The 25163-nt window shown below is 71.9% G+C and carries 22 protein-coding genes; 13 read left to right on the top strand and 9 right to left on the bottom strand.

Annotated elements, in window-relative coordinates; translation table 11 throughout:
• Positions 1-49 precede the first annotated feature (49 nt).
• The 5 genes from ACFQS1_RS00415 to ACFQS1_RS00395 all read left to right on the top strand — a co-directional run bounded on the left by ACFQS1_RS00415 (position 50) and on the right by ACFQS1_RS00395 (position 2505).
• Complete coding sequence (locus tag ACFQS1_RS00415) at positions 50-382, top strand: ArsR/SmtB family transcription factor (protein WP_378963817.1); 333 nt, start codon at positions 50-52, stop codon at positions 380-382.
• On the top strand, positions 366-833 hold the full coding sequence (locus tag ACFQS1_RS00410; protein WP_378963816.1) for an SRPBCC family protein: 468 nt from the start codon (positions 366-368) through the stop codon (positions 831-833). The genes ACFQS1_RS00415 and ACFQS1_RS00410 overlap by 17 nt, the downstream gene beginning before the upstream one ends.
• On the top strand, positions 830-1111 hold the full coding sequence (locus tag ACFQS1_RS00405; RefSeq protein ID WP_378963815.1) for a YciI family protein: 282 nt from the start codon (positions 830-832) through the stop codon (positions 1109-1111). Before ACFQS1_RS00410 ends, ACFQS1_RS00405 begins: the two co-directional genes overlap by 4 nt.
• Before the next feature lie 102 nt (positions 1112-1213).
• A complete protein-coding gene (locus ACFQS1_RS00400; RefSeq protein WP_378963814.1) occupies positions 1214-1861 on the top strand; it encodes a dienelactone hydrolase family protein in 648 nt (215 codons plus the stop codon).
• Positions 1837-2505, top strand: a complete 669-nt coding sequence (locus ACFQS1_RS00395) for a phosphoribosyltransferase (RefSeq protein ID WP_378963813.1) — start codon at positions 1837-1839, stop codon at positions 2503-2505. Before ACFQS1_RS00400 ends, ACFQS1_RS00395 begins: the two co-directional genes overlap by 25 nt.
• Positions 2506-2610: 105 nt before the next feature.
• On the opposite strand, the gene ACFQS1_RS00390 is transcribed toward ACFQS1_RS00395, so the two are convergent.
• Together ACFQS1_RS00390 and ACFQS1_RS00385 are read right to left on the bottom strand one after the other, a co-directional pair.
• Complete coding sequence (locus tag ACFQS1_RS00390; protein WP_378963812.1) at positions 2611-3693, bottom strand: polysaccharide deacetylase family protein; 1083 nt, start codon at positions 3691-3693, stop codon at positions 2611-2613.
• A gap of 120 nt (positions 3694-3813) precedes the next feature.
• Positions 3814-5166 (bottom strand): ferredoxin reductase family protein, encoded by a 1353-nt coding sequence (locus tag ACFQS1_RS00385; RefSeq protein WP_378963811.1) that lies wholly within the window; start codon positions 5164-5166, stop codon positions 3814-3816.
• 384 nt (positions 5167-5550) lie between these two features.
• On the opposite strand from ACFQS1_RS00385, the gene ACFQS1_RS00380 reads away from it, so the two are divergent.
• Both ACFQS1_RS00380 and ACFQS1_RS00375 read left to right on the top strand, forming a co-directional pair.
• Positions 5551-6987, top strand: coding sequence for a D-alanyl-D-alanine carboxypeptidase family protein (locus tag ACFQS1_RS00380; RefSeq protein WP_378963810.1), 1437 nt, complete (start codon positions 5551-5553; stop codon positions 6985-6987).
• A gap of 104 nt (positions 6988-7091) precedes the next feature.
• Positions 7092-7646, top strand: a complete 555-nt coding sequence (locus tag ACFQS1_RS00375) for a hypothetical protein (protein WP_378963809.1) — start codon at positions 7092-7094, stop codon at positions 7644-7646.
• A gap of 163 nt (positions 7647-7809) precedes the next feature.
• Here ACFQS1_RS00375 and ACFQS1_RS00370 read toward each other — a convergent pair whose 3' ends face one another.
• The gene (locus ACFQS1_RS00370) at positions 7810-9963 is read right to left on the bottom strand and encodes a glycoside hydrolase family 15 protein (RefSeq protein ID WP_378963808.1); all 2154 of its coding nucleotides are present in this window, start codon (positions 9961-9963) and stop codon (positions 7810-7812) included.
• 135 nt (positions 9964-10098) lie between these two features.
• On the opposite strand from ACFQS1_RS00370, the gene ACFQS1_RS00365 reads away from it, so the two are divergent.
• On the top strand, positions 10099-11148 hold the full coding sequence (locus ACFQS1_RS00365; RefSeq protein ID WP_378963807.1) for an aldo/keto reductase: 1050 nt from the start codon (positions 10099-10101) through the stop codon (positions 11146-11148).
• Between the two features lie 307 nt (positions 11149-11455).
• On the opposite strand, the gene ald is transcribed toward ACFQS1_RS00365, so the two are convergent.
• Entirely contained in the window at positions 11456-12571 is a 1116-nt protein-coding gene (gene ald / locus ACFQS1_RS00360; protein WP_378963806.1) for an alanine dehydrogenase, read from the bottom strand.
• A 131-nt stretch (positions 12572-12702) separates the two neighbouring features.
• Here ald and ACFQS1_RS00355 point away from each other — a divergent pair, with 131 nt between their 5' ends.
• The gene (locus ACFQS1_RS00355) at positions 12703-13170 is read left to right on the top strand and encodes an Lrp/AsnC family transcriptional regulator (RefSeq protein WP_378963805.1); all 468 of its coding nucleotides are present in this window, start codon (positions 12703-12705) and stop codon (positions 13168-13170) included.
• 560 nt (positions 13171-13730) lie between these two features.
• On the opposite strand, the gene ACFQS1_RS00350 is transcribed toward ACFQS1_RS00355, so the two are convergent.
• Together ACFQS1_RS00350 and ACFQS1_RS00345 are read right to left on the bottom strand one after the other, a co-directional pair.
• Positions 13731-15329: a cellulase family glycosylhydrolase gene (locus tag ACFQS1_RS00350; RefSeq protein ID WP_378963804.1), complete on the bottom strand. Its 1599-nt coding sequence runs from the start codon at positions 15327-15329 to the stop codon at positions 13731-13733.
• Between the two features lie 31 nt (positions 15330-15360).
• Positions 15361-17502 (bottom strand): glycoside hydrolase family 3 N-terminal domain-containing protein, encoded by a 2142-nt coding sequence (locus tag ACFQS1_RS00345; RefSeq protein WP_378963803.1) that lies wholly within the window; start codon positions 17500-17502, stop codon positions 15361-15363.
• 504 nt (positions 17503-18006) lie between these two features.
• Here ACFQS1_RS00345 and ACFQS1_RS00340 point away from each other — a divergent pair.
• Entirely contained in the window at positions 18007-19017 is a 1011-nt protein-coding gene (locus ACFQS1_RS00340; RefSeq protein ID WP_378963802.1) for a LacI family DNA-binding transcriptional regulator, read from the top strand.
• Positions 19018-19024: 7 nt separating this feature from the next.
• On the opposite strand, the gene ACFQS1_RS00335 is transcribed toward ACFQS1_RS00340, so the two are convergent.
• Together ACFQS1_RS00335 and ACFQS1_RS00330 are read right to left on the bottom strand one after the other, a co-directional pair.
• Positions 19025-20761 (bottom strand): serine/threonine-protein kinase, encoded by a 1737-nt coding sequence (locus ACFQS1_RS00335; protein ID WP_378963801.1) that lies wholly within the window; start codon positions 20759-20761, stop codon positions 19025-19027.
• Positions 20762-20834: 73 nt separating this feature from the next.
• Positions 20835-21593, bottom strand: a complete 759-nt coding sequence (locus tag ACFQS1_RS00330) for a laminin G domain-containing protein (RefSeq protein ID WP_378963800.1) — start codon at positions 21591-21593, stop codon at positions 20835-20837.
• A 173-nt stretch (positions 21594-21766) separates the two neighbouring features.
• Between ACFQS1_RS00330 and ACFQS1_RS00325 the strand changes: the two genes are divergently transcribed.
• Positions 21767-22102 carry an STAS domain-containing protein gene (locus ACFQS1_RS00325; protein WP_378963799.1) on the top strand — a complete coding sequence of 112 codons (336 nt, stop codon included), beginning with the start codon at positions 21767-21769 and terminating at the stop codon, positions 22100-22102.
• A 3-nt stretch (positions 22103-22105) separates the two neighbouring features.
• Positions 22106-22492, top strand: a complete 387-nt coding sequence (locus ACFQS1_RS00320) for an ATP-binding protein (protein WP_378963798.1) — start codon at positions 22106-22108, stop codon at positions 22490-22492.
• Between the two features lie 81 nt (positions 22493-22573).
• Here ACFQS1_RS00320 and ACFQS1_RS00315 read toward each other — a convergent pair whose 3' ends face one another.
• Entirely contained in the window at positions 22574-24082 is a 1509-nt protein-coding gene (locus ACFQS1_RS00315; RefSeq protein WP_378963797.1) for a PP2C family protein-serine/threonine phosphatase, read from the bottom strand.
• 283 nt (positions 24083-24365) lie between these two features.
• Here ACFQS1_RS00315 and ACFQS1_RS00310 point away from each other — a divergent pair, with 283 nt between their 5' ends.
• A complete protein-coding gene (locus ACFQS1_RS00310; protein WP_378963796.1) occupies positions 24366-25097 on the top strand; it encodes a hypothetical protein in 732 nt (243 codons plus the stop codon).
• Positions 25098-25163 lie beyond the last annotated feature (66 nt).

Genomic DNA, 25163 nt, shown 5'->3' with positions numbered 1-25163 from the left:
GGTCAGAGCTTGACGAGGGGCTTCGGTAAGTCGTAGCTTACGGTAAGCCATGACGAACGCAACCGCGATGCTGACCGCGCTGGGCGACCCGACCCGGCAGGCGATCCTCGAGCGGCTGACCGACGGGCCACTCGCGGTCGGCCAGCTCGCCGACGTCCTGCCGGTCAGCCGCCCCGCCGTCTCCCAGCACCTCAAGGTCCTCAAGGACGTCGGCCTCGTCACCGACCGGCAGGACGGCACCCGCCGCCTCTACTCGGTCGACCCGGACGGGCTGGCGGTCCTGCGAGCCCACCTCGACGGGTTCTGGGAACGGTCGCTTGCGGCCTTTCAGCAGCACGCCAACCAGGATCGGGAGAGACCAGACCATGATCGGGACAATTGAGGCGGTACGCCGGGAGGTCGTCGTCGACGTGCCACCCGAGCGCGCCTTCGAGCTATTCACCGCGGAGATGACCTCGTGGTGGCCGGCGAGGCACCACATCGGCTCGGCGCCGATCGCCGAGATCGTCATCGAGCCCCGCGCCGGCGGCCGCTGGTTCACCCGCCACGAGGACGGCACCGAGACGTCCACCGGCTTCGTCACCGCCTGGGAGCCGCCGTCGCGCCTGGTGGTGACGTGGCAGATCGCCGCCGACTGGAAATACCACGACGACTTCGTCACCACCGTCGAGGTGACCTTCCGGCCCGACGGCGACGACCGCACCGTCGTCCGGCTGGAACACCGCGACCTGGACGCCTTCGGCGCCGACGCGGCCGCCATGCGGGAAACCTTCGACGGCGAGGACGCGTGGAACGGCACCCTGCTGGCGTTCGCCGCGGTGGCGAACAAATGAGCCTCGCCGTCGTCCTCTACCAGTGCGCCGAGGACTTCGCCGCCAAGGCGCCCGCGCTGTTCCCGGCGCACAAGGCCCGGCTCGACGAGTTCCACGCCGCCGGGGACCTGCTGATGGTCGGCACGTTCGGCGACATCGCCAAGGAGGGCTCGATGGCCGTTTTCGCCGCCCGTGCGGCCGCCGAGAAGTTCGTCGACGGCGACCCGTTCCGGCTCAGCGGCGTCGTGAGCGGCTACGAGATCCGCGACTGGAGCGAGGTCTACACGCGCGGCGAGTGAGCAGCCAAGTCGAGCGAATGAATCGCCAAGTCAGACGTATGGGCCGTCCCTCCGGGGGTACGCGAAAGCCAGGGCCATCGTGCCCCGGAGGGAGACCCCGTCATGACCACGGCGACTACCACGTACTTCCCGACCGCGGGAACCCGGCTCGAAGGGGATCTGGTGCTGCCGCCCGGCGCGCACGGCGTGGTCGTCTTCGCCCACGGCACCGGCAGCTCCCGGCACAGCCCGCGCAACCGCATGGTCGCCGCCGAGCTCAACCGGCGCGCCCTCGGCACCCTGCTCGTCGACCTGCTGACCCATGAGGAGGAGGTCGAGGACGCCCGCACCCGGGACCTGCGGTTCGACATCGGCCTGCTCGCCGACCGCCTGATCGGCCTGGTCGACTGGCTCGGCGCGCACCCGCAGACCCGCAGCCTGCCGGTCGGCCTCTTCGGCGCCAGCACCGGCGCGGCCGCCGCCCTGGTCGCCGCCGCCTCCCACCCCGAACGCGTCGCCGCCGTCGTGTCCCGCGGCGGCCGCCCCGACCTGGCCGGCCCCGCGCTGATCCAGGTCCGCGCGCCCACCCTGCTGATCGTCGGTGAGCGGGACCTTCCCGTGGTCGAGCTCAACGAACAGGCCCGCAACGCCATGACCGTCGACGCGAAGCTGCGGATCGTCCCCGGCGCGACGCACCTGTTCGAAGAGCCCGGTGCCCTGCAGATAGTGGCCGAGGAGGCCGGGACATGGTTCGCGACGCATCTCCGCTAGTGTTCGCCGACCGCGACGAGGCCGGCCGCCTGCTCGGCAACGAGGTCGCCCGCCGCCTCGGCCACGACCACTCGCGCCCGCTCGTGCTTGCCCTGCCTCGCGGGGGAGTGCCGGTGGCCGTCCGCGTGGCCGCCCGGATCGGCGGTGACCTCGACATCGTGCTCGCCCGCAAGATCGGCGCCCCCGGCCGGCCCGAATTCGGCGTCGGCGCGATCGCCGAGGACGGCCCGCCGGTCTTCGACGAGGGGTCGCTGGCCTACCTCGGCATCACCGCGGACGACCTGGCCGACGTCGTGAACGCGGAACGTTCCGAGCTCGCCCGCCGCGTCCGCCGCTACCGCGAGGGCCGCCCCGCCCCGCAGGTCATCGGCCGTACGGTGATCCTGGTCGACGACGGCCTGGCCACCGGCGTGACCGCCCGCGCCGCCCTGCGCTGGCTGCGCGGCCAGTCCCCGCGCCGCACCGTGCTGGCCGCGCCCGTCTGCGCGCCGCAGGCGGCGCAGAGCATCGCCGCCGATGCCGACACGGTCATCTGCCTGAGCGCTCCGCCGTCGTTCCGCGCGGTGGGCCAGTGGTACGAGGATTTCCGCCAGCTCACCGACGAGGACGTCGCCATGGCGATGCGCGGATTCGCCCACACCTGAATTGGCGCAGTCCTCGAGTTCGGCGGCACCGGAAAGAACGGACCACCCAACACCTGAAACTTTCCTGGTCGGGCTGGGAAAGCTCGCGCCCGGCCGCCGGCGAGGCTATGAACGGACCTGGGCGCCCGGCGTGCGACCCGAAGCCGGCGGTGCCCCGCCGTCGAGCGGCACGTAGTCCTCCAGCAGCGCCGGGGTGAGTCCCGCCTGGTGGATCGCCCGCAGCGCCGCCAGGAAATCTTTCACGAACGCCGGCCGGAAATGCATCAGGATGATGTCGCCCGGCTGGACCTTGTTGCCCTCCTGGTAGCGCACGATCCCCTTGTGGACGGTCTCCTTCCACATGAAGGCCGCCTTGATCCCGCACTCCTTGGCGACCCGCAGCGTGGTCGAGTCCTTGTCCCCGAACGGGGGCCGGAACAGCACCGGACGGCGCCCGTACCACTGCTCGAGCCGGTCGGTCCCGTCGCAGATCTGCCGCCGCTGGAAGCCGTAGGACCTGCCCGCCAGCTCCGGGTGCGAGATCGTGTGCGCCTCGATCACCGCGCCGTAGGTGCGCAGCCGGTCGAAGAACGCCACGTCGTCCTGGATGGTGTCGGTGGTGAGGAACAGCGTCACCGGAATGCCCGCGGCCGCGAAGAGCTTCACGGCCTCCGGGTTCTTGAGATATCCGTCGTCCATGGTGAGAAAGGCGACCGGCTGCGTGACCGGCACGCGGGACAGATACGGGACGCGGTCGCCGTCCGGCAGGACGATCGGCTCCGGCGCGGGCCGGGGCGGGAAGACCGGGATGTCGCTGAGCTTCCACCCGACGGGCGCGCCCAGGCTCGGATCGAGCTTCGGCCCACCGGGCACCCCGCCATATCCGAGCGCCGCCGCGGCTCCCGGCCCCGCAAGCGACCCGCCCGGCCCGGCAAGCGACCCGCCCGGCCCGGCAAGCGACCCAACAGGCCCCGAGCCGGCGGACGGAGCGCTAGGCCCCGACCCGGCGGGCGGCGCGTCCGAGGCGGAGGGATCGAGGACCGGCACCCCCGTCGCGCCGTCGGGATCGACCGGCGCGGATGGCGGAGCCGACGGCGCGGCGGCGGTGCGCATAGCCTGTCCGGCGTTCCAGCCACCCACCGCCGGAAGCGCCACCAGCCCCGCGCAGACGACCCCGAGAACGACACGTCGCCGATTCAGCGTGATCACCCGGCGCACCCTACCGGCTCACGGCAAACCCCCGGGTCAGGGCACCTATCCTCCCCAATCGCCGCAAATCGCACCGACGCTCATCACCGGATATCCGGATTTACCCCGGAGCCGGGTTCCTCAGCTGGCGAGCCGGAAAGTTTCCGCGTGCTGCTGGCGGGACGGCACCTTCAACGCCCGCAACGAGCGCAGCACCGCGTCCGTCATCGCCGCCGGCCCGCACACATACACGTCCCGCTCGACGATGTCCGGCACGAGGGCGATCAGACTTTCCGGGCTGAACGGCTGGAAGGGAGGCGTGCCCGCGCCCGTGCGGCCGGCGAGCAGGTGCAGCTTCGCCCCGCGTACGGAAGAAAGGTTTTGGATTTCGCCCAGCAGGACGGCATCGGCCTGGGCCGGCACGCGGTACAGCACCACGATGTCGCCGGGCAGGCGATCGTCCTCGAGGAGGGCGCGGATCGGCGTCACGCCGATGCCGCCCGCGATCAGCAGCGTCTTGTCGGTGACCCGCTGACCGGACGTGAACGCGCCATACGGTCCCTCGGCGAACACGCGCGTGCCGATCGGCAGCCGGCGCAAGCCCGCGCTGGTGACGCCGATACCTTTCGCGGTCAGGCGCAGCGACCGGCCGTCCGGCGCCGCGGACAGCGAGAACGGGTTGACCTGCCACCACGGGTTGTGGCCGAGGAAGCGCCACAGGAAGAACTGCCCGGCGCGGGCCTGGAGACGGCCCAGGTCGTGCCCGGTCATGTAGACCGACACCACGTCGTCCGACTCGGGCACGACCGCGGCCACCTTGAGCTGGTGGCGGGCGTTGCGGACCAGCGGGGTCAGCACCCGGCCCGTGAACAGCGCGCCGAGCGCGAAGGCCCACAGCCCCCACCAGTACACCTGGGTGAGAATGTTGGTCTTGAAGGCTGACCCCTCGTAGACCTGATGGATGATCCCGAGCACCACGATCAGGTAAACCAGCAGGTGCAGGGTGTGCCACGTCTCGTAGGAGACCCGGCGGCGCACGGCGCGCAGCGAGACGGCGGCGACCACGACCAGCAGGGCGGCGGCGATCATGCCGAGGAGCACGGGCATCTGCTTGGCCAGGTTCGGGATCTCGGCGAAGAACGAGATCTTGTCCAGCGACGAATAGCCCAGCAGGACGAAAGTTGGGTGCAACAACACCAGCCAGAACAGCGTGAAACCCGTCCAGCGGTGCCAGGTGGTGAGCTTGTCCATGCCGATGCGGCGGTCCAGGAAAGGCAACCGGGCGATCAGCAGCAGTTGCAAAGCCATGACGAAGGCGAGATGCAGGCCGAGGAAACGGCCCACCGAGGTGAGCGTGTTGTGCGCCGGCGTGGCCGGCCGGGCGAACATCAACTCGACGATCACCAGGTTGGCGATCAGGAAGATCCAGAGGGCTATGTGCGCGCTGCGAGCGGTCGTCGTGGCGCGGGTTTGGGGCTTGGTCACGGTGGTCATCCGAAATCTCCCCGCTGCTGGCTTTGCCGGCGTGTACCACAGGTAGCGGAACCGCGTTCACAACGCAACCGGGCAGGTGACACGAGTTGGCGCGGGCCAGGAATACTGGTCGGGCGCCCGGGGACGCCGGGCCGCGGAGGAGGGGTCACGGGGATGCCGGGCGACGAAGTCATGCCGGAGCATGCGGAGAAGCCGGGCCGCGGGGCGGTCGGCTCGGCCCGGGTCACTCCGGCGGGCGCGCCGCCGGCTTCAAGAGCCGGCACCGTGTACGGCGGGCAGCCCGCCCCCGCGCCATCGGCTTCGGCCGGGGCGCCTCCGGCCGCATCGGCTCCCGCAGCTCCGGCTCCCGCAGCTCCGGCTCGCAGGGCCGCCGGCAAGGCGTCCGTGCCGGTCCCGGCCCCGGCGCCACCCCCGGCCGTCCCGCAGCAGCCCCGGCCGGCGCCCGGCCAGGCCCGCCCGGGCGCCGGCTTCGCCGCTGTCCCGCCCCCGACGGTGCCGCCCGCCGCCGGCAAGGCCGCCATCCCGATGCCCGCGTTCCCCGCCCAGCCCGCTCCCTCGTCGGTCCAGCCCGCGCCCCCGTCGGCCCAGCCCGCGCCCCCGGGGCCCGGCAGGCGCCGCCGCCTCCTGCTGGCCGTGCTCCTCCCCGCGATCCTCCTGATCGCCCTGGCCGGCTCCGGCGTAGCGGTCCAGCTCAACCGCGACCTGCCCGCCGCCACCCTGACCACCACCGTGGCCACCACCCTCAAGATCCCCGGAAAGTTTCCGGCGCTGCCGTGGCCGAAGTCCGGCTCCGCCGAGCTGATGATCGAGGGCCTGGGCCGTCTCGGCGGCTCCGGCGGCGACGACCCGAAGGCGATCGGCAGCGTCGCCAAGGTGATGACCGCCTACCTGGTCCTCAAGAGCCACCCGCTGAGCGGCGACGAGGAAGGCCCCACGATCACCGTCACCCAGGCGGACGTCGCCGACTACCAGTCCCGGATCCCGTCCGGGCAGTCGCTCGTCCCGGTCCGGGCCGGCGAGAAGATCACCGAGCGCGAGGCCCTGGAGGCGCTCATGCTGCCCTCCGCCAACAACGTCGCGCACATGCTCGGCGTCTGGGACGCGGGCAGCGAAGGAAACTTTCTCACCAAGATGAACGACGCCGCCGCCGAGCTGGGCATGAAGAACACCCACTACACCGACCCGAGCGGCTTTCTGCCCACCACCGTGAGCACCGCCGCCGACCAGGTCATCCTCGGCCGCGCCGCCATCAAGGACCCGGTCTTCGCCGAGATCGTCGCGCTGGACAGCGCCGAGATCCCGGTGGCCGGCACCATCCGCAACTACAACGCGCTGCTGGGCGAACAGGGCGTCTTCGGCATCAAGACCGGCTCCACCGACGAGGCCGGCGGCAACCTGGTCTTCGCCGCCCGCCTCGAGGTCGCCGGCCGGACCCTCACCCTGGTCGGCGCCGTCTTCAACCAGCCCGGCGCGCACACTCCCGAGCAGCTGGCCCAGGTCAACCGGGTGGTCCGCAAGCTTCTCACCGCAGTCGGAAACGTCGTCAAGCAGTACACCCTCCTCGACGACGCCAGGCCGGCCGGCACCGTCCGCACCGCGTGGGGCTCCACCACCACGATCAGCCCCGCGACCCCCCTCAAGGTGATCGGCTGGCCGGGCCTCGCCGTCAAGGTCAAGACCACCCGGGCGATTCCCGGGGCCGAGGTGAAGTCCGGCCAGGTGGTGGGCAATGTCCAGGCTGCTGACGTACGCGTCGACCTGTCCACAGACGCAGCAACGACTCCACCGAGCCTGTGGTGGAAGTTGACGCGCCGCCCCTAGGCAAGCCCCGCCCCGGCGCCGGCCGACACGCTGTCTCCCGTCAAATCCTGGAAACAAACGAATAACTGCTGGCCAGGGCCATGCCGGGCGTGCACCATCGGATGATGCTCATCACCTTCGCCCGGGCTTTGAGCGGTTCCACACTGGCCACCATCCGCCGCGGCGACGGGGTGGTGCTCGAGTTGCCCGGCTACGACCGTAAGTTCCGGGTCCCGCACGACCTCGCCCACGCCGTGACCGAGCGCGAGCTCGGCATGACCGGCGGCGTCTTCGGCTCGATCGCCGGCGGCGGCGTCTTCGACAACATGCGGGTGGTCTCCGGCCATCCCCGCCACGACGCCGCCGAGCGCAGCAAGCGCCTGCTCGCGGCCAACAAAGTTTCGCTGGGCATCGCCGAGCTACTCGCCGGCGTGGTGCACGACGCGGTCGAGCACGAGGAGAAGTCCACTCTCGAGCGCGCCCGCCGCAGCTGGGGCATGTTCAGCACCGACCCGTTCCCGTGGACCGACCAGCAGATCGAAGCCACCGTCGCGGTGCTCGCCGAGCTGGCGGTCGAGTACCAGGCGACCGGCAAGGTCGTCTTCACCTGGCCCGACCGGCTGACCAGCCAGGTGCCGGCCCTGTCCGGCGCCAAGCGCGGCCGCCGGGGCCGCATCTAGCGACCGGATCCAGCGGCCGGACGACGTCCTCGGCCCGCGCCCACCGCTTCCGCATCCCGGCCCGCTCGACCGTGCAGGCTCCGTCGTCGCGGGCCTGGGTCACCGTCGGATGCCGACGATGCCCGTTGCCTGCGTCGGTGCAGGCCGACGTCCATTGCCTGCGTCAGGGCAGGTAGCGCGCGGCCACCGCCGCGGGCTGCTCGGTCACCCGGCCCGCCTGGACGTTCCAGGCCAAACGGATGTACTGGGCGTGCGTCCAGGCCAGGGGAGTGGCCGAGAACGTCGGCGTCCCGGGAGCGATCGCCGGCGGGTACTGATCCCACACCTGCTCGGGCAGCATGCGGCCGGGACCGGCGGCGCGGGCGATGGTGGCCAGCTGCGTGCGTGCCCCGGCGCGGGCGACGGTGGCCGACTGGCCGTGAGTTCCGCCGCGGGCGGCCAGGGCCAGCAGGTACTCGCCGCGCTCGCCGTTGAGCAGCGGCCAAGCCCGGCCGTGGGTGATCAGCGAGCCGTCGGGCAGGCCGTAGTCCCACGGGCTGCCGTCCGCCTTCTCGCCGTAGCCGTCGAAAGATGCGCGATGCCAGAAGAAACCGTTCGGCGTGGCGACGCCCAGCTGAGCGTCGATCACCGGCAGCGTGGTGCGGACGTCGGGGTCGTCGGCGGGGAGCACGCCGAGACGCACCAGCTCCAGGAAGCTCGGGTCGACGACGCGTCGCTGGTCGACGTTCGCCGGGCCGCTGTCGCCGATGGTGTAGGTGGTGCCCGCGTTCGGGTTGCCATCTTTCGTCAGCCTGAGGAAATAGGGCTTTGACGAGTACGGGCCGGTGCTGGTGACCGTCCACTGCTTGACTTTCGCGCGCCATTCGTCGGCGACGGCGAGATAGTGCGAGCCGTCCGCGCCGTTGGCGGTGGCGAGGGAAGCGGCGCAGACCAGGCCGGCGATCTCGGCGGCGATCGTGGCGGGGGAGTAGCCGGACTGGTTCTCCCAGCGTTCCTGCGGCGTCCACGGCGCGGCGAAGCCGTCCTGGGTGAAGCCGACCAGGAAGTCGGCGGCGCGGCGCACGTGGTCCCAGGTGGCGGCGTCGGTGCGGCCCAGCTGGTAGGCGAGCACGATGGGCAGCGCGACCTCGTCGAGCTGCAACCCGCCCCAGACCGGTGTGCCGTCCACCTGCGAGTTCTGCGGGAACGACCCGTCGGGTCGCTGCTGGACATCGAAGAGGAAGTCGAGCGCGCGGGAGGCGCCGGCCCGGTCGCCGGCCGCGATCAGGCCGGTGGCGATCTGGTAGAGATCACGCGACCACACCAGGTGGTAGGGGCCGGACGGGTCGTCGCGGCCGAACGCCCAGGGCGACGCGGGCGCGGCGACGTACGCGCCGGGGTTGGCCTTGTCCTCGCTGGCGGCGAGCACCATCGCGGACGTACGGTACAGGCTCGGCGACGCGGACGCCGGGGGCTGCCGCAACCCGGCCAGGTAGTGTTTCCACCCGTACGCGAAATCTCGCGAAACGCGGCCGAAGCCGCGCCGCAGAGAGGCTGTCGCGGTGGTTTTCGCGGTGGCGGCGGCCGGGCCGAAACCGAGCGCGAGCGTGGAGTGTCGCGCGAGGGCCGCGGTCTGCACGAGGTTGCCGGCGGTGGCCGAGGAGTAGCGCCAGTCCAGGCGGCCGTCGGCCAGCAGGTCGGTGCGGCCGTCGCTGACCCCGGCGAAACCGCTGGACGCCGCGCGGATCGGCGGCGAGGCGACCAGAGCGCTCGCGACGTCGCCGTCGGAGGCCAGCAGCGCGCCGCCCGAGGTCGAGCCCGAGTCGCCGCCGCGCGAGTTGGCCAGCGCCGGGTCGTAGACGGCATAGAGGTCGAAGCCACGGCCGGTCAGCGAGAGATCGACCAGCACGGTGTCGCGGGCCGGGTCGGTCACGTAGGAGGCGGTGAGACGCCAGCCCGCGCCCGCGAAAGTTTGCCGGAAACTCAGGCTGCGGTCGTCTGCGAAAGTTTTCGACGCCCGCGCGACGGTGGCGTGCCCGTGCCCGGCGACGACGAACGTCAGCGCCCGCGCGCTGGGACCGCCGATCGTCGGGTAGAAAATTTCGCCGAGCCCGCCCTCGCGCTGCACCGTCACCCACACCTTGCTGGTGGTCGTGCGCGAGGTGACCAGCCCGGCCTTGTCGGCCGGCAGGTACTGCTCGTCGACCCCCGGGGCGCCGGGAGCGGCACCGGCGCGTGGAGTATTACCGGCGCCCCCAGCCGCGGGTGCGGCGGCGGAAACGGGAGCGAAACCGGTCGTTGCCGCCAGCAGTGCGGCCACCACCCACGGATACGCCATTTCGGCCTCCTTGCCGAGACGACAGACCTTCTCGGTATACCCCGGCGTGGGCAGAACCGCATTCGGTGGACAACCGGCACCGGGCCGGGGAAGGCTGGGCCCGGGACTTCCGAACCGCAGAGAGGGCGATGACCAATGCAGTACCGGCAGCTCGGGCGTACCGGCCTGAGGGTTTCCACCTTCACTCTGGGCACCATGGGTTTCGGCGGCACCGGCTGGGCCACCTCCGTCGGTCAGATCGGCGTGGACGGGGCGAAGGAGGAGATCGCGATCGCCAAGGAGGCGGGCGTCAACCTCATCGACACCGCCGACGTCTACTCGGCCGGCCTCTCCGAGGAGATCATCGGGCAGGCGCTGGGCAACAGCCGGGACGACTGGCTGATCGCCACCAAGGTGCGCATGCCGATGGGCGACGGGCCGAACGACGCCGGCCTGTCCCGCCACCACGTGATCCGCGGCGCCGAGGCGAGCCTGCGGCGGCTCGGCACCGATCACATCGACCTCTTCCAGCTGCACGAGTGGGACGGCCAGACCCCGCTCGAGGAGACCCTGACCGCCCTCGACGACCTGGTGCGCAGCGGCAAGGTCCGCTACGTGGGCTGCTCGAACTACGCGGCCTGGCAGATGATGAAGGGGCTCGGCATCTCCGACGCGCGGGGGCTGGAACGTTTCGCGAGCAACCAGCTGTACTACTCGCTGCAGGCCCGCGACATCGAGACCGAGATCGTGCCGGCCTGCCTCGACCAGGGCGTCGGCATCCTGGTATGGAGCCCGATCGCGGGCGGCCTGCTGTCCGGAAAGTATCGCCGCGGCGTGGCGGCGCCGGCCGGCAGCCGGCACCTGAGCGACTGGGACGAGCCGCCGGTGCACGACGAGGACAAGCTGTACGACACGATCGAGCTGGCCGTGAAGATCGGCGAGTCGCACGGCGTGTCGGCGGCGCGGGTGTCGCTCGCCTACATCGCGCAGAAGCCTGGCATCACCTCGGTGATCGTCGGCGCGCGCACGCCCGAGCAGTTGCGCGACAACCTCGCCGCGGCCGACCTGGAGCTGACCGCCGACGAGATCAAGGCGCTCGACGACGTGAGCGGCGAGCCGCTGCGCTACCCGTTCTGGCACCAGGCCAAGACCAGCAACGACCGGCTCAGCGCGGCCGATCTGTCGCAAATTTCGCGGCACCTTTAAGGAGGAATGCGGCGCCGTTGAACAGAGAATGCGGTGCCGTCGGCGTGGAAATTTCGCGGGCGAAAGGTTTGGCACGCCCGGAAGGGTTCTTCGCGCCCGGATGGCTCCTCGCGCCCCGGAGAGTTACCCGCGCCGGAAAATTTCTCGCGCCCGGAGAGTGTTCCTCGCGCCTGGAGAGTGTTCCTCGCGTCTGGAGAGTCCGTCGCGCCCGGAGAGTCCCGTCGCGCCCGGAAAGGGACGCGGCGCTATCGGGAGAGAAACGCCGCCCCGGGGGTCTGGGTCCCCGGGGCGGCGGATCGGAGCTGGGTCAGCCGAGGACGGTGCCGACCTCGACGGAAGGGAGGCCCAGCGCTTCGCCAACGGACGCGTTGGTCAGTTGGCCCGCATGAACATTCAAGCCGCCGGCGAGCGCCGGGTCCTGCTTGAGCGCGGTCTGCCACCCCAGGTCGGCCAGGCGCAGCGCGTAGGGCAGGGTGGCGTTGGTGAGCGCGTACGTCGATGTGTTGGGCACCGCGCCGGGCATGTTCGCCACGCAGTAGAACACCGAGTCGTGCACCCGGTAGACCGGGTCCTCGTGGGTGGTGGCGTGCGAGTCCTCGAAGCAGCCGCCCTGGTCGATGGCGATGTCGACCAGCACCGAGCCGGACTTCATCCGCTTGACCAGGTGGTTGGAGACCAGCGTGGGGGCCTTCGCGCCGGGCACGAGCACCGCGCCGATCACCATGTCGGCCTCGAGCGCGGACTGCTCGATCGCGTAGGAGCTGGACACCAGCGTCTTCACCCGGCCGCCGAACTGCGCGTCGATCTGCCGCAGCCGGTTGATGTTGAGGTCGAGGACGGTCACGTCGGCGCCCATGCCGAGCGCGATGGTCGCCGCGTTCACGCCGGAAACACCGCCGCCGATGACGGTAACTTTCGCCGGGCTGACGCCCGGCACACCGCCGGGGAGCACGCCGCGGCCGCCGGAGTTGCGCATCAGCGAGTACGCGCCGACCTGCGGCGCCAGGCGGCCGGCGACCTCGCTCATCGGGGCCAGCAGAGGCAGCGAACCGTCGGCGAGCTGGACCGTCTCGTACGCGATGGCGGTGGTCCTGGAATCGAGGAGAGCCTGGGTGCCGGCGGCGTCGGCGGCAAGATGCAAGTAGGTGAAGAGCACCTGACCCTCGCGCAGCCGGTGGTACTCGACCGCGATCGGCTCCTTGACCTTGAGCAGCAGGTCGGCCCGGGCCCAGACGGCGCCGGCGTCGGGCACGATGCGCGCGCCGGCGCCGGCATAGTCGTCGTCGGTGATCGCCGAGCCGGCCCCCGCGCCCGCCTGGATGAGCACCTGGTGCCCGCGGCGGACGAACTCGGCCACTCCGGCGGGGGTGATGGCCACCCGGTACTCGTGGTTCTTGACCTCGGTGGGCACGCCGACGATCATGTGCTCTTCCTCTCGGTGACGTCGTTGTCGTGGGGTTAGGGTGAAACGATGTGCAGGTTTCGCGCAACGACGCGAAATATTATTCTGGTCGACGTGGTGAACCCGAAGAAGATGCGAAACGATCGCCCGTGATGTCCGATTCGCCGAACGATCTTCGAGGCCTCGACCAGATCGACCTCGACCTGCTCGCGCTGCTCGAGGCCGACGGCCGCATGCCGAACAACGCGCTCGCCGAGCGGGTCGGCATCGCGCCGTCCACCTGCCTGACCCGCATCCGCCGGCTGCGCGAGATCGGCGCGATCCGCGGCTTCCACGCCGACGTCGATCCGGCCTGGATCGGGCGCCCGATCCAGGCCATGATCGCGGTGCGGATCCGTTCCGACGCGCGCGACGCGATCGGCAAGTTCGCCGAGTCCCTGGCTGGGATTCCCGCGGTCCGCGACGTCTACTTCGTGTCCGGGTCCTACGACTTCCTATTGCACGTGGCCACCGCCGACGTGGCGGACCTGCGCTCGATCATCACCGAGCGGCTCAGCGGCACGCACCTGGTGGCCGGCACCGAGACTCACCTGATCTTCGAGCACCGGCGCGGAAACTAGCGCGCAACCTGGCGGCGACCTCGTTCGCACCCGGCCCGCACCGCGACGGCGCGACGATCGCAAATACCCGGATCGGGCCTTCGGCCGGGCCGGCGAGTGCGCCGTGGCGGCATCGGCTCGCCGGTCGCGGTAGCGCGGCCGGCAGGGAAGAAGAGGCCCGGGGAAGAAGGGAACCGGGGAAGAAGGGGCCCGGGGAAGCAGAGGCCCAGGGAAGAAGAGCTGCGGGAAGAAGACGCTCCGGGAAGAAGAGCCCCGGGGAAGAAGACGCCCGGAAAGAAGACGCCCGGAAAGAAGACGCCCGGAAAGAAGACGCCCGGAAAGAAGACGCCAGGAAAGAAGACGCCCGGAAAGAAGACCCCCGCAGGAAAGGGGTCGCGCAGGCACAGCGGCTGGCCGGAGAAGGAACCCGGGAAAGGGCGAGCAGGCACGGCGGCCGGCCGGAGAAGACCCTCCGGGAACAGGGTGAGCAGGCGGCGACCGGCCGGAGAAGAGACCCCCGGGAAGGGGTGAGCGGTGCGGGCCGCCCGGAGGCCCGCACCGCTCGGTCTACTGGCGCGCCCCTACGAGCAGGTGGCGCCGTTCAGCTTCACACCGGCCGGCGCGCTCGCCGTCCCGTTGGCGGTGAAGCCGATCGTCACCGAGGCGCCGGCCGCGAGCGAGCTCGCGTAGGACGGCGCCGCCGCGGTCACGGTGGTCCCGCTCTGGGTGACCGTCGCGTTCCAGCCGTTGACCAGAGTCACGCCGGACGGCCAGGTCCAGGTGGCGGACCACGGGTTGACCGCGCCGCTGCCGGTGTTCTTGACCGTCACCGATCCCTGGAAGCCGCCCTGCCACGCGTTGTCCTGCTTGTACGTGGCCGTGCAGCCCCCGGTGGCGGGCGGCGTCGGGGACGACGTGCCCGGCGACGTGTTCGGCGTCGTGGCCGTCGACGTCGGCCCGGTGCCGCCGACCGGCGCGATCAGGTACGGCTGCAGGATCGACTGCTTCGCCTGGTTGATGGTCGTCCAGTCGTCGTTGGCGATGCCGCCGGTGTCGCCCGAGTTCGGGTTCCACGACCAGTAGGTGAACGACATCCCGTTGACGCCCGTTCCGGTGTACGCCATCAGGTTCTGCAGCCACACCTTGTCGATGTTGCTGGTGAGAGTCGTCCCGAACTCACCCATCATGATCGGCGCGATGTTCTGCTTGTAGAGGTAGCCCCAGTACTTGTCCCAGATGGCCGGCATGTTCGCCGGGTAGCTCGGGTCGTCGAACCAGGTCTGGTGGTACACCGACGTCGCGTACTCGTGCGGCGAGTAGACGACCCGGTTCGCGACGCTCAGGCGTACCGGGAACTCGCCCGCCTTGGAGAGGTTTCCACCCCACCAGCCGCAGTCCTCGTCGTTGCTGGGGTCGTTGTCCCAGACGTTCGACAGGCCGCCGGACGGGCACGACACGCCCTCCACGAAGATCAGCCAGTTCGGCTGCACCGAGAGGATCGCGTTGCCGGCCCGCTCGGCGGCGAGCCGCCAGTCCCGGGCGGTGTCGCCGCAGCCCCAGCAGGCGCCGGTCGCGGCCGGGTTGGTGCCCTCGGCGTGCGGCTCGTTGTGCAGGTCGGCGCCGATCACGGTGGTGTTTCCCGCGTATCGCCGGGCGAGCGACTGCCAGTTCGCGATCCACGTGCTCTCGGGAACGCCCGAGGTGTACCAGAGCGCGGTCTGGCCCGCGGCCGTGGGCCGGTGCCGGTCGAGGATGACCCGCATGCCCTTGCCGCCGGCGTAGTCGATGACCTTGTCGAGAATTTGCAGCGGCGAGAGCCCGATGAGGTCGGGGTTCACATAGTCGTTGATGCCGGTGGCGACGGCTCCGCTCTTGAGCGCGTCGTCCGAGAAGGGGATCCGCAACGTGTTGTAGCCCAGCGACGCCATCTTGTCGAGCTGGCCGCGCCACGGGTTGCTCGACCAGAGACCGTGGAACGTCTTGTTGTCGGTCTCCATGCCGAACCAGTTGATGCCGGTCAATCGCACGGTCGCGCCGGTGCTGTCCAGGATCTTGTTGCCGCTGGTGTGCAGGTATCCGGTTCCCGTACCGCCGGTGGCGGCGGAGGCGGGCAGGGCCGTGATGATGCCGGCGATCAGGGCGCCGGCGGCGGCGGTCGCTAACGCGACGCGTCGGAACATGGGTGCTCCTACGGTGGGGGGAAGGGGAGTATCACGTCGCGACACACGGTCCGTGACGTGTCTTGCAACCGCCGGCGATCGGGACGGTGATCACCAGCGGGGTCGAGGGGGCCGAGCGGTTGCCGGCCTTGTCGCGCGCCACGACGGTGAACTCGTAGCGCACGCCGGGGTCGAGCTTGCCGAGCGGATAGGACAGCCCGGAGCGGGCGCCGATCAGCGTGCCGTTGCGAAAGATGTCGTAACCGTCGACGCCGCTGCCGCCGGGGTCGGTCGAGGCCATCCAGCGCAACTTGCTGGCCGTCGCCCGCGGGGTGCCGGGCGCGCTGGGCGGGGCGGTGTCGGGCGAGCGTTCGGCGAAGCTCAGCCCATATCCGTACGCGAAGAGCCCGTCGCCGCCGTTGATCGGCTGCTGGTCGGCGGTGCGGTGCCAGGTCACCGGCAGCCGGCCGGTCGGCGCGTAGTCGCCGAACAGCACGTCGGCCACGCCGGCGCCCTCGGAACCGGGCAGCCAGGCCGCGACGAGCGCCGCCATGCCGCCCAGCTCCGCCGCGACGTCCAGAGGCCGGCCCGACACAAGCACCACGACGACCGGGATGTGCGCCGCGGAAAGTTTCGTCAGCAGCAGCCGATCCTCGACGTCCAGCGAGAGCCCGCCGGGACGGTCGCCCTCGCCTTCCGCGTACGGCGTCTCGCCGATCACCGCGATGGCGGCGCGATAGGTGTTGTCGACGCCGTTGCCGTCCCGGTCGTAGGTAACTTTCGTGCCGTTGCCGGCCACATCGCGGATGCCCTGCAGGATCGTGGTGCCGGGCACGGTGTCACCGGAGGCGCCCTGCCAGGTCAGCGTCCAGCCGCCGCTCTGGTTGCCGATGTCGTCGGCGTTCTTGCCGGCCACGAAGATCTTTCCGCCGGACTTCGCCAGCGGCAGCACGTCGTCGTCGTTCTTGAGCAGCACCTGCGACTCGCGGACGGCCTGCCGCGCCAGCGCCCGGTGCGCCGCGTTGCCGACCGTGCCGGCGTAACCGCGGTCGGCCAGCGGGTGCTCGAAGAGACCGAACTCGGCTTTCTTGGTGAGAATGCGCCGGACCGCGTCGTCGATGCGGGACATCGGGATCTGCTTGCTTTCCACTCCCGCCCGCAAGTAGCCGAGGAAAGTTTCCCAGTTCTCCGGCACCATCAGCATGTCGAGGCCGGCGTTGACCGCGGTGGCGACCTCGTCGCGGGTGAAGCCGGGCCGGCCGTCGAGCTGGTCGACCGCCGCCCAGTCGGAGACCGTGATGCCGGTGAAGCCCAGCTCGCCCTTGAGCACGTCGGTGATCAGGTACTTGTTCGCGTGCATCTTGACGCCGTTCCAGCTGCTGAACGAGATCATCACGGCGCCGACGCCGCGGTCGACCGCGGCCTTGAACGGCGGCAGGTGGATCGCGCGCAGCTCGGCCTCGCTGAGCTGGGTGTCGCCCTGGTCGTCGCCGCCGGTGGTGCCGCCGTCGCCGAGGTAGTGCTTGGCGGTGGCCATGATCGCGGCGGGGCCCTGCTGGAGGCCGTCGATGACGCTGGTCATCCGGGTGGCGATCTCGGGGTTCTCGCCGAACGACTCGTAGGTGCGGCCCCACCGGTCGTCGCGGGCCACGCACACGCACGGCGCGAAGGTCCAATCCAGCCCGGCGCCGGTGACCTCCTCGGCGGTGGCGGTGCCGATCCGCTCGGCCAGCTCCGCGTCGCGGGTGGCGCCCAGGCCGATGTTGTGCGGAAAGATTGTCGACCCGTACACGTTGTTGTTGCCGTGCACGGCGTCGATCCCGTACAGGATGGGGATTTTCAGCGGCGTGGCCAGCGCACCGCGCTGGTAGGCGTCGTACATGTCGGCCCACCCGGCCGGCGAATTGTCCGGTGGCGCGGAGCCGCCGCCGGAGAGCACCGAGCCCAGGCGGTACTCGGTCACCTGCGACGGCGTGACCGCGGCCCGCTCGGCCTGGACCATCTGGCCGATCTTGTCGGTGAGCGACATGCGGCCCAGCAGATCGGTCACCCGGTCGGCGGAATCGCCGCCGGCCGCGAGCACGGCGGGCTCGTCGTCGGCGACACGCCGAAGGCCCTGCACCGTCCCGAACACCACGAGCGCGCCCAGCGCGACCACCGCCATCCAGGTGACGCGGCGCCGGCCCGTTTGCATGTCGCCCCCACAGTGTGTCGATCGAATGACATCATCGTGTCATGGGAGCGCTCCCATCTCAATGCTTGCTACCGTGCCCGCGTGGATCAGCGCGCATGAGAGCTTCGTCGGCCTATGTCCGCCCCGGGAGGATCGCACCTTCCGGGGCGGCAGCACCGCCTCCGGTTCCGGCGGCCGGTCCGGCGTGCGCTGTCCCGGTCCCCGGCGCCGGGCGCTCCGGCGGGCGGCCCGGGACGCCCGGGCTGAGCACGACGGCGCTCGCGGGGCGGGGTGTCCGCGCCGGCGGCGACTGTGCCGATCGGGGGTCGGCACGCCGGCGCCGGGGCGCCTCGCCGGTCGCGATCGGCACGCCGGCGCCGGGCAGCTTTACCGTGTCGGACGAGGCGAAGGTGACGAGCTGATCATGTTGTGCGCTGCACGAGGCAGGTACTTTGTGTCGGGCACGGCGGGCGACGCCGTGCTTTCGGGCGCGGCGGGCGACGCCGTGCGGAGGAGGTGCCACGGATGACGGCGGATCGAAGCCGGGCCTCCGGCCGGCCGACCCTGGAAGAGGTCGCGCTGCGCGCCGGCGTGGGCCGGGGCACGGTGTCCCGCGTGGTCAACGGGTCGGCCCAGGTCAGCCCGCGCGCCAAGCAGGCGGTCGAGGACGCCATCGCCGAGCTCGGCTACGTGCCGAACCGGGCGGCCCGCACGCTGGTCACCCAGCGCACCGATTCGGTGGCCCTGGTGGTCTTCGAGTCCGGCGAGCGGTTCTTCGCCGAGCCGTTCTTCGGCCGCATCGTGCAGGCCGTCTCCTCGGTGCTGGTGGCCCGCAACCTCCAGATGGTCCTGATGATCGCGCAGGCCCCCGAGGAGCGCCGCCGCCTCGAGGGCTATCTGACCCGGCAGCACGTCGACGGCGCGCTGCTGCTGTCGCTGCACGGCGACGACCCGCTGCCGCACGTGCTCGAGGAGCGCGGCGTCGCGACGGTCCGGGTGGGCCGGCCGATGTACGCCGAACGGGGGACCTTCGTCGACGCCGACAACCGCGCGGGCGCCCGGGAGGCGGTCGCCTACCTGCAGACCCAGGGCCGCCGCTGCATCGCGGCGATCACCGGCCCGCTCGACATGGCCGCCGGTATCGCGCGTCTCGACGGCTACCGCGACGTGGTCGGCGACGGCCCGGTGGCGTTCGGCGACTTCAGCCAGGAGAGCGGCGCCGCCGCCATGTACCGGCTGCTGGAGCAGTATCCCGAGGTGGACGGCGTGTTCGCGGCGTCCGACACGATGGCCGCCGGCGCGCTGCGGGTGCTGCGCCAGTTCGGCCGCCGCGTCCCCGAGGACGTCGCCCTGATCGGCTTCGACGACTCGGTGATCGCCCGCCACACCGAGCCGCCGCTGACCAGCGTCGACCAGCCGATCGCCGAGATGGGCCGCGAGGTGGCCCGCCTCCTGCTGGCCAAACTGGACGGCGACGAGCTGGGCGACAGCGAGGTCGTGCTCCCCACCCGCCTGGTGATCCGGGGCTCCGCCTAGATCGCGCCTAGACCGGCGAGGACGCCCGATCCAAATCGGTCAGACGGGCCTTGAGGATCGCCGCCTGGGCGCTGCTCAGGCTGCCCTCGCCGGCCCGACTGGCGATCTTGCGGCGCAGCTCGGCCACCTGCGAGTCCACGTTCCCGGCGCCGGTGTTCTGCAGGGGACGGATCAGGTTCAGCAGGTCGGTCGCGACGTCGCCGCGGATGTCGCCGTCCTCGGCGCCGTCCTCGACGGCCGCCCGGAGCCGGCTCACGGCGTCGTCGAAGCTCAGCCGGGGCGACGGTGACGGCGAGGCCGGGGGCGCGGCGGCGCCGGACGGCGCGGTCGGCGGGACCGCGGCGGGCTTGGAGGAGAAGAGCATCGTGGCGGGCCGGGAGGGCGCCGGGGGAGTGGCGTCGGTCCGTTCCTTCGGCCGGTTGATCACCACGTAGATGCCGCCGGCGGTGACCAGCAGGGCCAGCACGGCCAGGGCGAGCGCCAGGCGGCGCCGGGGCTGCGGCTCGGCCATCGGAAGGGCCGCGGCGGACACCCGGCCCGCGGGGAAGCCGTGGGGCTCGCCCGGCCGGGGCGGTCCCTGCGGGTGCGAGGGCCACGCCTCGGCCACCCGCGGCCGCCGGACCGGCGGGCGCTCCGCGCCGGGCCGGGCGGAGGGATCCCAGTCCGGCCGGGCGGAGGGATCCCCGCCGGGCCGGAGGGATGGATCGGCTCCCGGCCGGGAGGGCGGGGCCGCGCTGAGCCCGGGGGACGAGGCCGCGCCAGTGGAGAAGGCGATGGGCGATGGCTCGGCGGAGCCATGCAGCGAGGCCGACAAGGGCGCGGGTGCGGCCGACGACGAAGAAGGGGACGCGGAAGGGGACGCGGAAGGGGAAGGGGAGGGGCCCGGCGCGGGGAGGGTCGGCTTCGCGGCGGCCGGCTGGTCGTCGGACTCGGGCTCGTCGGCCAGCCACAGCGCGGTCAGGTCGAACCGGACCTCGGCAGCCCGGGGCCGGTCGGCGGGATCCTCCGCCAGGCAGCGCTCGACCACCGCCCGGAACTCGGCCGGCAGCGAGGGCGGCAGCGTCCCCGCCCCGTTCGCCCGGGCCTCGTCCAGCTCCTCCCAGGTCTCCACCGGATACGGCGGCTGCCCGGTCACCATCTCGAACAACAACACTCCGAGGCCGTACACGTCGGTGGCCGGCTCGGCCGGCATGCCGTCCAGCCGCTCGGGGGCCACATAGGCCGGCGTGCCGAAGGTGGCCCCGGTGTCGTCGTCGTCCGGCTCGCCGGGCGCGGCGCTGATGCCGAAGTCCAGGATCTTCACCCCGGTCGGCGTGAGCATGACGTTGCCGGGCTTGATGTCGCGGTGCACGACTCCGCCCTGGTGGGCGGCGGCCAGCGCGTCCGCCACGGCCGCGCCCACCCGCGCCGCCTCCGGCCAGCCGAAGGTCTCGCGCACCAGGCGGGCGGCGACCGTCTCACCGGCCAGCAGCTCCATGACGACGAACGGCGCGATCGTGCCGTCGGCGCGGACGGCCTCGCGGAAGTCGTGGACGGCGGCGATGCCGGGATGCGACAGCTTCGCCGCCATGCGGGCCTCACGCCAGGCCACTTGCGGGCCGGTGGGCAGCTTGATCGCGACCGGGCGGCCCAGCAGCTCGTCGCTGGCGTGCCAGATCTGCGCCATGCCGCCGGTCTCGAGGAGGGCGACCAGGCGATAGCGCGTCGCCAGCAGGGTTCCCGTGCTGGGCCACTCATCGGTCATTGACGAACATTCACCCGGCTCGGGCCCGGGTGTCAACCGCGCGCTGGTCACCATTCGGAGCGTGGTGCGGGCGTTACCTGGCGTCGACGCGTACGTAGTCGAGGTCGCCCGCGAAGTAGTCGCAGCCCACCGTCCGCTGGTCGCACGTGGTCTTCCCGCCGATCGACAGCGGCCACGAGTTGGCGATCCGCCCGGTGGCCCCCCAGCGGCCGGCGACCTTGCGCCCGTCGATCACCAGCGCGACGCCGTCGGCGTAGCGCGTGCAGGTCACCACGTGCCAGCGGCCGTCGTTGATCGGCCGGGGCGCGGTGACCAGGACCTGGCCCGCGGCGCCGCGGAACCAGCACTGCACCTTGCCGCTCGGGATCTGCAGCTTGTAGCTGCCGCCGGCCACGGTGGCCTGTCCCTTCTGGACGATGTTGCCGAAGTGGTGACTCGTGCGCAGCCGCACGGTGACCTCGAAGTCGCGGGCGCCGGGGTCGAGCGCGGCGTGGTCGGGCACGACCACCAGGTGGCCGGGGTGGGCCGGCGGGGTGTCGGGCTCGAGCCGGCTGAAGCGGTAGATGCCGCCGGTGCGCACCTCGCGCCCGATCGACCCGTCGATCCCGTTGCCGCTGCTGTCGTACATGACGCGGCCGCCGGCGCGCTCGTCCATGTCCCACACCGCCACCGTGTAGGCCCCGGACGCCGCGGCGGCCCGGGCGGAGGCGACCCCGGCCGCCGGATGAAGAGCCGGGTGCGCAGCGGAGTCCGCGGCCTGAGCGGGCACGACCCCGGCCGCCACCGCGGTCGACGCGGCCAGCGTCACGATCCACCAACGTCGTAATCCCATGGCCGTCCCCCGATGCGCCGCACTGTTGATCTGACAGACTTATCCTATTCGGTAGGAAAGGCGCATACACCAAGAAGTCGCCGAAGAGGGTCGCTCCGTGGTTGGAACCCGTTGGAACGGGTTTGCGGCGGATGACATGATGGCTCCGACCGGGCACGGGAGGGGAGGCGCCGATGGCACGCTTCGCGGCCACGACGTCCGACGAGGGGGCCGGGCTCCGCGTCTCGCTCGCAGGCGACTGCGATCTGGCCGTACGCGACGAGCTCGTCACCACGCTGCTGGCCGCCGTCGGCCGGTCCACGTCCGTGGTGGTCGACCTCGCCGATGTGGACTTCCTCGACTCCAGCGGCATCCACGGGCTGGTCGCCGCGTACCGCGCCGCCGCCGAGCGGGGTGGCCGGGTCACGCTGGAGAACCCGAGCGGCTCGGTGGCGGCGGTGCTCGAGGTGACCGGCGTCGCAGACCTGCTGGGCGGCGCCACCCGCAACGGCCGCGACGGCGGAGAGTGATCGATGTCCACACGCGCCACCCGGCCCGCCGAGGCCGCCTACGCCGAGCCCGGCGACCTCGCCTACGTCCGCGAGTTCGCGCGCGACGAGGCGATCGCCCTCGGCCTGTCCCGGCTGCGCGCCGACCTGCTCGCCGTCGCGGTCAGCGAGCTGGCCACCAACACTTTGCAGCACACGGTGGGCGGCGGCCTGGTACGCATCTGGGCCGAGCCCGACCGGATCCGCTGCGACGTCGTCGACGGGGGCATCTCGCCGGGCTTCGGCCGCGCCATGCCGGCCGCCGACCAGCCCCGCGGCCGGGGCCTCGCGATCGTCGAGCGCATCTGCGACGAGGTCGGCATCCACCTCGACGGCAGCGGCACGACCGTCAGCCTCGCCATGCTGTTCTGAGCCTCCGGAGGCGGCGAACAGAGCCGGTCGCGAGACAACGACCGGCGAAAGGCTGCCGGGCGAACAGGAGCCGGCCCGGGGCTAACGGACGCGCACCGCCACCGTGCAGGTGTCGTCGTCGGGACTCGGCCGGTTCAACCGCCCGGAGAGCGCGGCGAGCGCCACCTCGCCCGGCGCTGCGGACGCCTCGCCGAGCGCGGCCATCACGTCGCTGAGCAGGCTCGGCGTCGCCCGCACCCGGCGCTCCACCAGGCCGTCGGTGTAGAGCAGCAGCAGATCGCCACGCGACAGGCACGGCGTGAGCACCTGATAGGACGAGTCGTCGTCGGCGCCGAGCAGCAGCCCGGCCGGCGGATCCAGCGGCATCGCCGTTCCGGCCCGGGCCAGCAGCGGCGGCGCGTGCCCGGCCCGCGCCCAGGTCAGCGCCCGCGAGCCCGGGTCGTACACGGCGATGACCGCCGTCCCGGTGACCTGGAGCCGGCCGCACAGCCGGTTGAGGTGCTGGAGCAGCAGGGCCGGGTCGTCGATGCCGATCGCCAGCCAGGCGATCAAGGCGAACCGCAGGTGCGCCATGCTGTTCGCCGCCGCGAGCCCGTGCCCCGCCACGTCGCCCACCGCCAGCACCGTGCGCCCGTCGGTGAGCTCCTGCGCGTGGTACCAGTCGCCGCCCACCCGCACCGCGCTCTCGGCCGGCAGGTAGCCGACCATCACCTCCAGGCCCGGCAGGGTGAGCGGCGCGGCCGGCACCGGCTGGATCATGTGCTGCAGCCGCGCGGCCAGGCGATGCTCGGCGAGCGCCGTCAGCTCCCTGGTCCGCAATTGGTCGCTGAGCCGTTCGATCGCCCCGCGGGTCTGCTCGCGGGCCGTGACGTCCTGGACCACCGCGTGCACCTTGAGCGGCGCGCCCCCGGCGTCGGTGACCACGTCGGAGAGGATGCGCGTGTGCTTGACGGCCGCGCCGACCCGGAACCGGACGGTCACGTCGGAGACGCCGCCGGTCTCCATGGCCTGCCACGCGGCCTCGGCCAGCCCCCGATCGCCGGGATCGATCGCGGCGGCCTGCTCGGCGCGGCTCATCGGGCCGAGCCCGGGGTCGCGCTCGAACAGGCGGTACATCCCCGGCGACCACTGGCTCTCGCCGGTGACCAGGTCGTACTCGGCCCAGCCGAGGTTGCCCAGCTGCTCGGTGCGCTCGATGCGGCGGCGGTCCTCGTCCAGGCGCTGCCACCAGACCAGCAGGCCGCCGAGCACCGGGTGCACGGTCACGTCGAACACCGAGCGGGGCACTATCCCGGCGCGCTTCTCCTCGTACCGGAACTCGTTGAGCTCGGCCGGCTCGCCGGTGCGCAGCACCGTGAGGTAGAGCCGCCACAGCGGCCCGTCCACGACGCTCGGATAGATCTCGCTGATCCGGGCGGCGACCCGGTCGGTGCCGCGCCGGTAGACGTCGTGGCCGCCGCCGCTGGCCGCGGCGATCTCGAAGTCGGCCACCTCGCCGGTGTCGTCGATGATCGGAAGCAGCCACGAACAGCCCGCCGGGATCACGGACAGCACCTCGCGTATGGCGTAGGTCACCGCGTCGTCTGCCACAGATTGCAGCGTAATGGCGACGGGCTGCCGACTGACTACGACAGACGGGTGAACCCGATGGCGGCAACCGGGTCGGACAGGACAGACCCGGGCAAGCGCCGCCAGCTGGGCTCGATACGCAAAACGCCGCCGGAAAGATTGCGGCCATATCACGCACCTTCGGCCCTCGCGAAATGCCAGCTCACGTTGGTAACATGCCCGCCGGATCACGCCAGCGCCCACGGCAGATGGGGCTCACGGAGGTCAACTCTTGTCCGACAACCGTATGAAGGATCGAGTCAAAGTGCTTCTCAATGGGACGTCAGCGGACAGCCAGACCTCCGAGCAGGCGGTGGTTCCGCCGCCGCAGGCCCACCCCAACCAGGCTCTTCAGGTGCTGACGCTCGCGCAGCGCACCGCCGAGGAGCACGTCGCGCGGGCCCACCACCAGGCCGACAAGATCCGCACCGACGCCCTCGCGGCCGCCGAGCAGATCGCCCGCGACGCCCAGGTGCACGGGCACAACGTCCGCCGCGAGGCGGAGAAGATCCTGGCCGACGCCCGCGCCGCCGCCGAGCAGATCGCCCGCGACTCGCACGCCCGCACCGAGGAGGCGCGCCGCAGCGCGGAGAAGATCGTCAACGACGCCCGGTCGCAGGCCGAGCAGATCGGCTTGGACGCGCAGGCCAACGCCGACCACCTCAACCTGCAGGCGCGCCAGCGCTACGACGACGTGGTGGGCAGCCTGGCCACCAAGCGCGAGGGCCTGCAGAACCAGATCGAGGCGCTCGAGCAGTTCGACCGCGAGTACCGCCAGCGGCTGACCGCGTTCATGCAGGGCCAGCTGCGCGCGCTCTGGGTCGACCAGCCCCAGGTCATCGGCGAGCTGCCGGAACAGCAGCAGCCGGCCGAGGCCTCGGTGCCGGGCGGCCCGCGGCACGGCGCCGAGGAGGCCGAGGACGCGGTTCCCGCCCAGCGCCAGTCCGCCGAGGACGAGGTCGTGGAGGGCGAGGAGGAAGAGGTCGGCGACCGCTGACCCCGCGATGACGGGCGATGCCGCCCGGTTGTCCGGGGACCGGGCTGACCCCGCGACGACGTGCGG

It is taken from the genome of Paractinoplanes rhizophilus (assembly GCF_042664765.1).
Lineage (GTDB): Bacteria > Actinomycetota > Actinomycetes > Mycobacteriales > Micromonosporaceae > Actinoplanes > Actinoplanes rhizophilus.
The sequence above is the reverse complement of the archived record's forward strand: the minus strand, read 5'-3'. Positions and strand labels throughout refer to the sequence as shown.

Coding starts and splice junctions, on each gene's coding strand:
- ACFQS1_RS00415 (WP_378963817.1), top strand. CDS start 50: ATGACGAACGCAACCGCGATGCTGACCGCGCTGGGCGACCCGACCCGG.
- ACFQS1_RS00410 (WP_378963816.1), top strand. CDS start 366: ATGATCGGGACAATTGAGGCGGTACGCCGGGAGGTCGTCGTCGACGTG.
- ACFQS1_RS00405 (WP_378963815.1), top strand. CDS start 830: ATGAGCCTCGCCGTCGTCCTCTACCAGTGCGCCGAGGACTTCGCCGCC.
- ACFQS1_RS00400 (WP_378963814.1), top strand. CDS start 1,214: ATGACCACGGCGACTACCACGTACTTCCCGACCGCGGGAACCCGGCTC.
- ACFQS1_RS00395 (WP_378963813.1), top strand. CDS start 1,837: ATGGTTCGCGACGCATCTCCGCTAGTGTTCGCCGACCGCGACGAGGCC.
- ACFQS1_RS00385 (WP_378963811.1), bottom strand. CDS start 5,166: ATGACCACCGTGACCAAGCCCCAAACCCGCGCCACGACGACCGCTCGC.
- ACFQS1_RS00375 (WP_378963809.1), top strand. CDS start 7,092: ATGCTCATCACCTTCGCCCGGGCTTTGAGCGGTTCCACACTGGCCACC.
- ACFQS1_RS00370 (WP_378963808.1), bottom strand. CDS start 9,963: ATGGCGTATCCGTGGGTGGTGGCCGCACTGCTGGCGGCAACGACCGGT.
- ACFQS1_RS00365 (WP_378963807.1), top strand. CDS start 10,099: ATGCAGTACCGGCAGCTCGGGCGTACCGGCCTGAGGGTTTCCACCTTC.
- ald (WP_378963806.1), bottom strand. CDS start 12,571: ATGATCGTCGGCGTGCCCACCGAGGTCAAGAACCACGAGTACCGGGTG.
- ACFQS1_RS00355 (WP_378963805.1), top strand. CDS start 12,703: ATGTCCGATTCGCCGAACGATCTTCGAGGCCTCGACCAGATCGACCTC.
- ACFQS1_RS00350 (WP_378963804.1), bottom strand. CDS start 15,329: ATGTTCCGACGCGTCGCGTTAGCGACCGCCGCCGCCGGCGCCCTGATC.
- ACFQS1_RS00345 (WP_378963803.1), bottom strand. CDS start 17,502: ATGCAAACGGGCCGGCGCCGCGTCACCTGGATGGCGGTGGTCGCGCTG.
- ACFQS1_RS00340 (WP_378963802.1), top strand. CDS start 18,007: ATGACGGCGGATCGAAGCCGGGCCTCCGGCCGGCCGACCCTGGAAGAG.
- ACFQS1_RS00335 (WP_378963801.1), bottom strand. CDS start 20,761: ATGACCGATGAGTGGCCCAGCACGGGAACCCTGCTGGCGACGCGCTAT.
- ACFQS1_RS00330 (WP_378963800.1), bottom strand. CDS start 21,593: ATGGGATTACGACGTTGGTGGATCGTGACGCTGGCCGCGTCGACCGCG.
- ACFQS1_RS00325 (WP_378963799.1), top strand. CDS start 21,767: ATGGCACGCTTCGCGGCCACGACGTCCGACGAGGGGGCCGGGCTCCGC.
- ACFQS1_RS00320 (WP_378963798.1), top strand. CDS start 22,106: ATGTCCACACGCGCCACCCGGCCCGCCGAGGCCGCCTACGCCGAGCCC.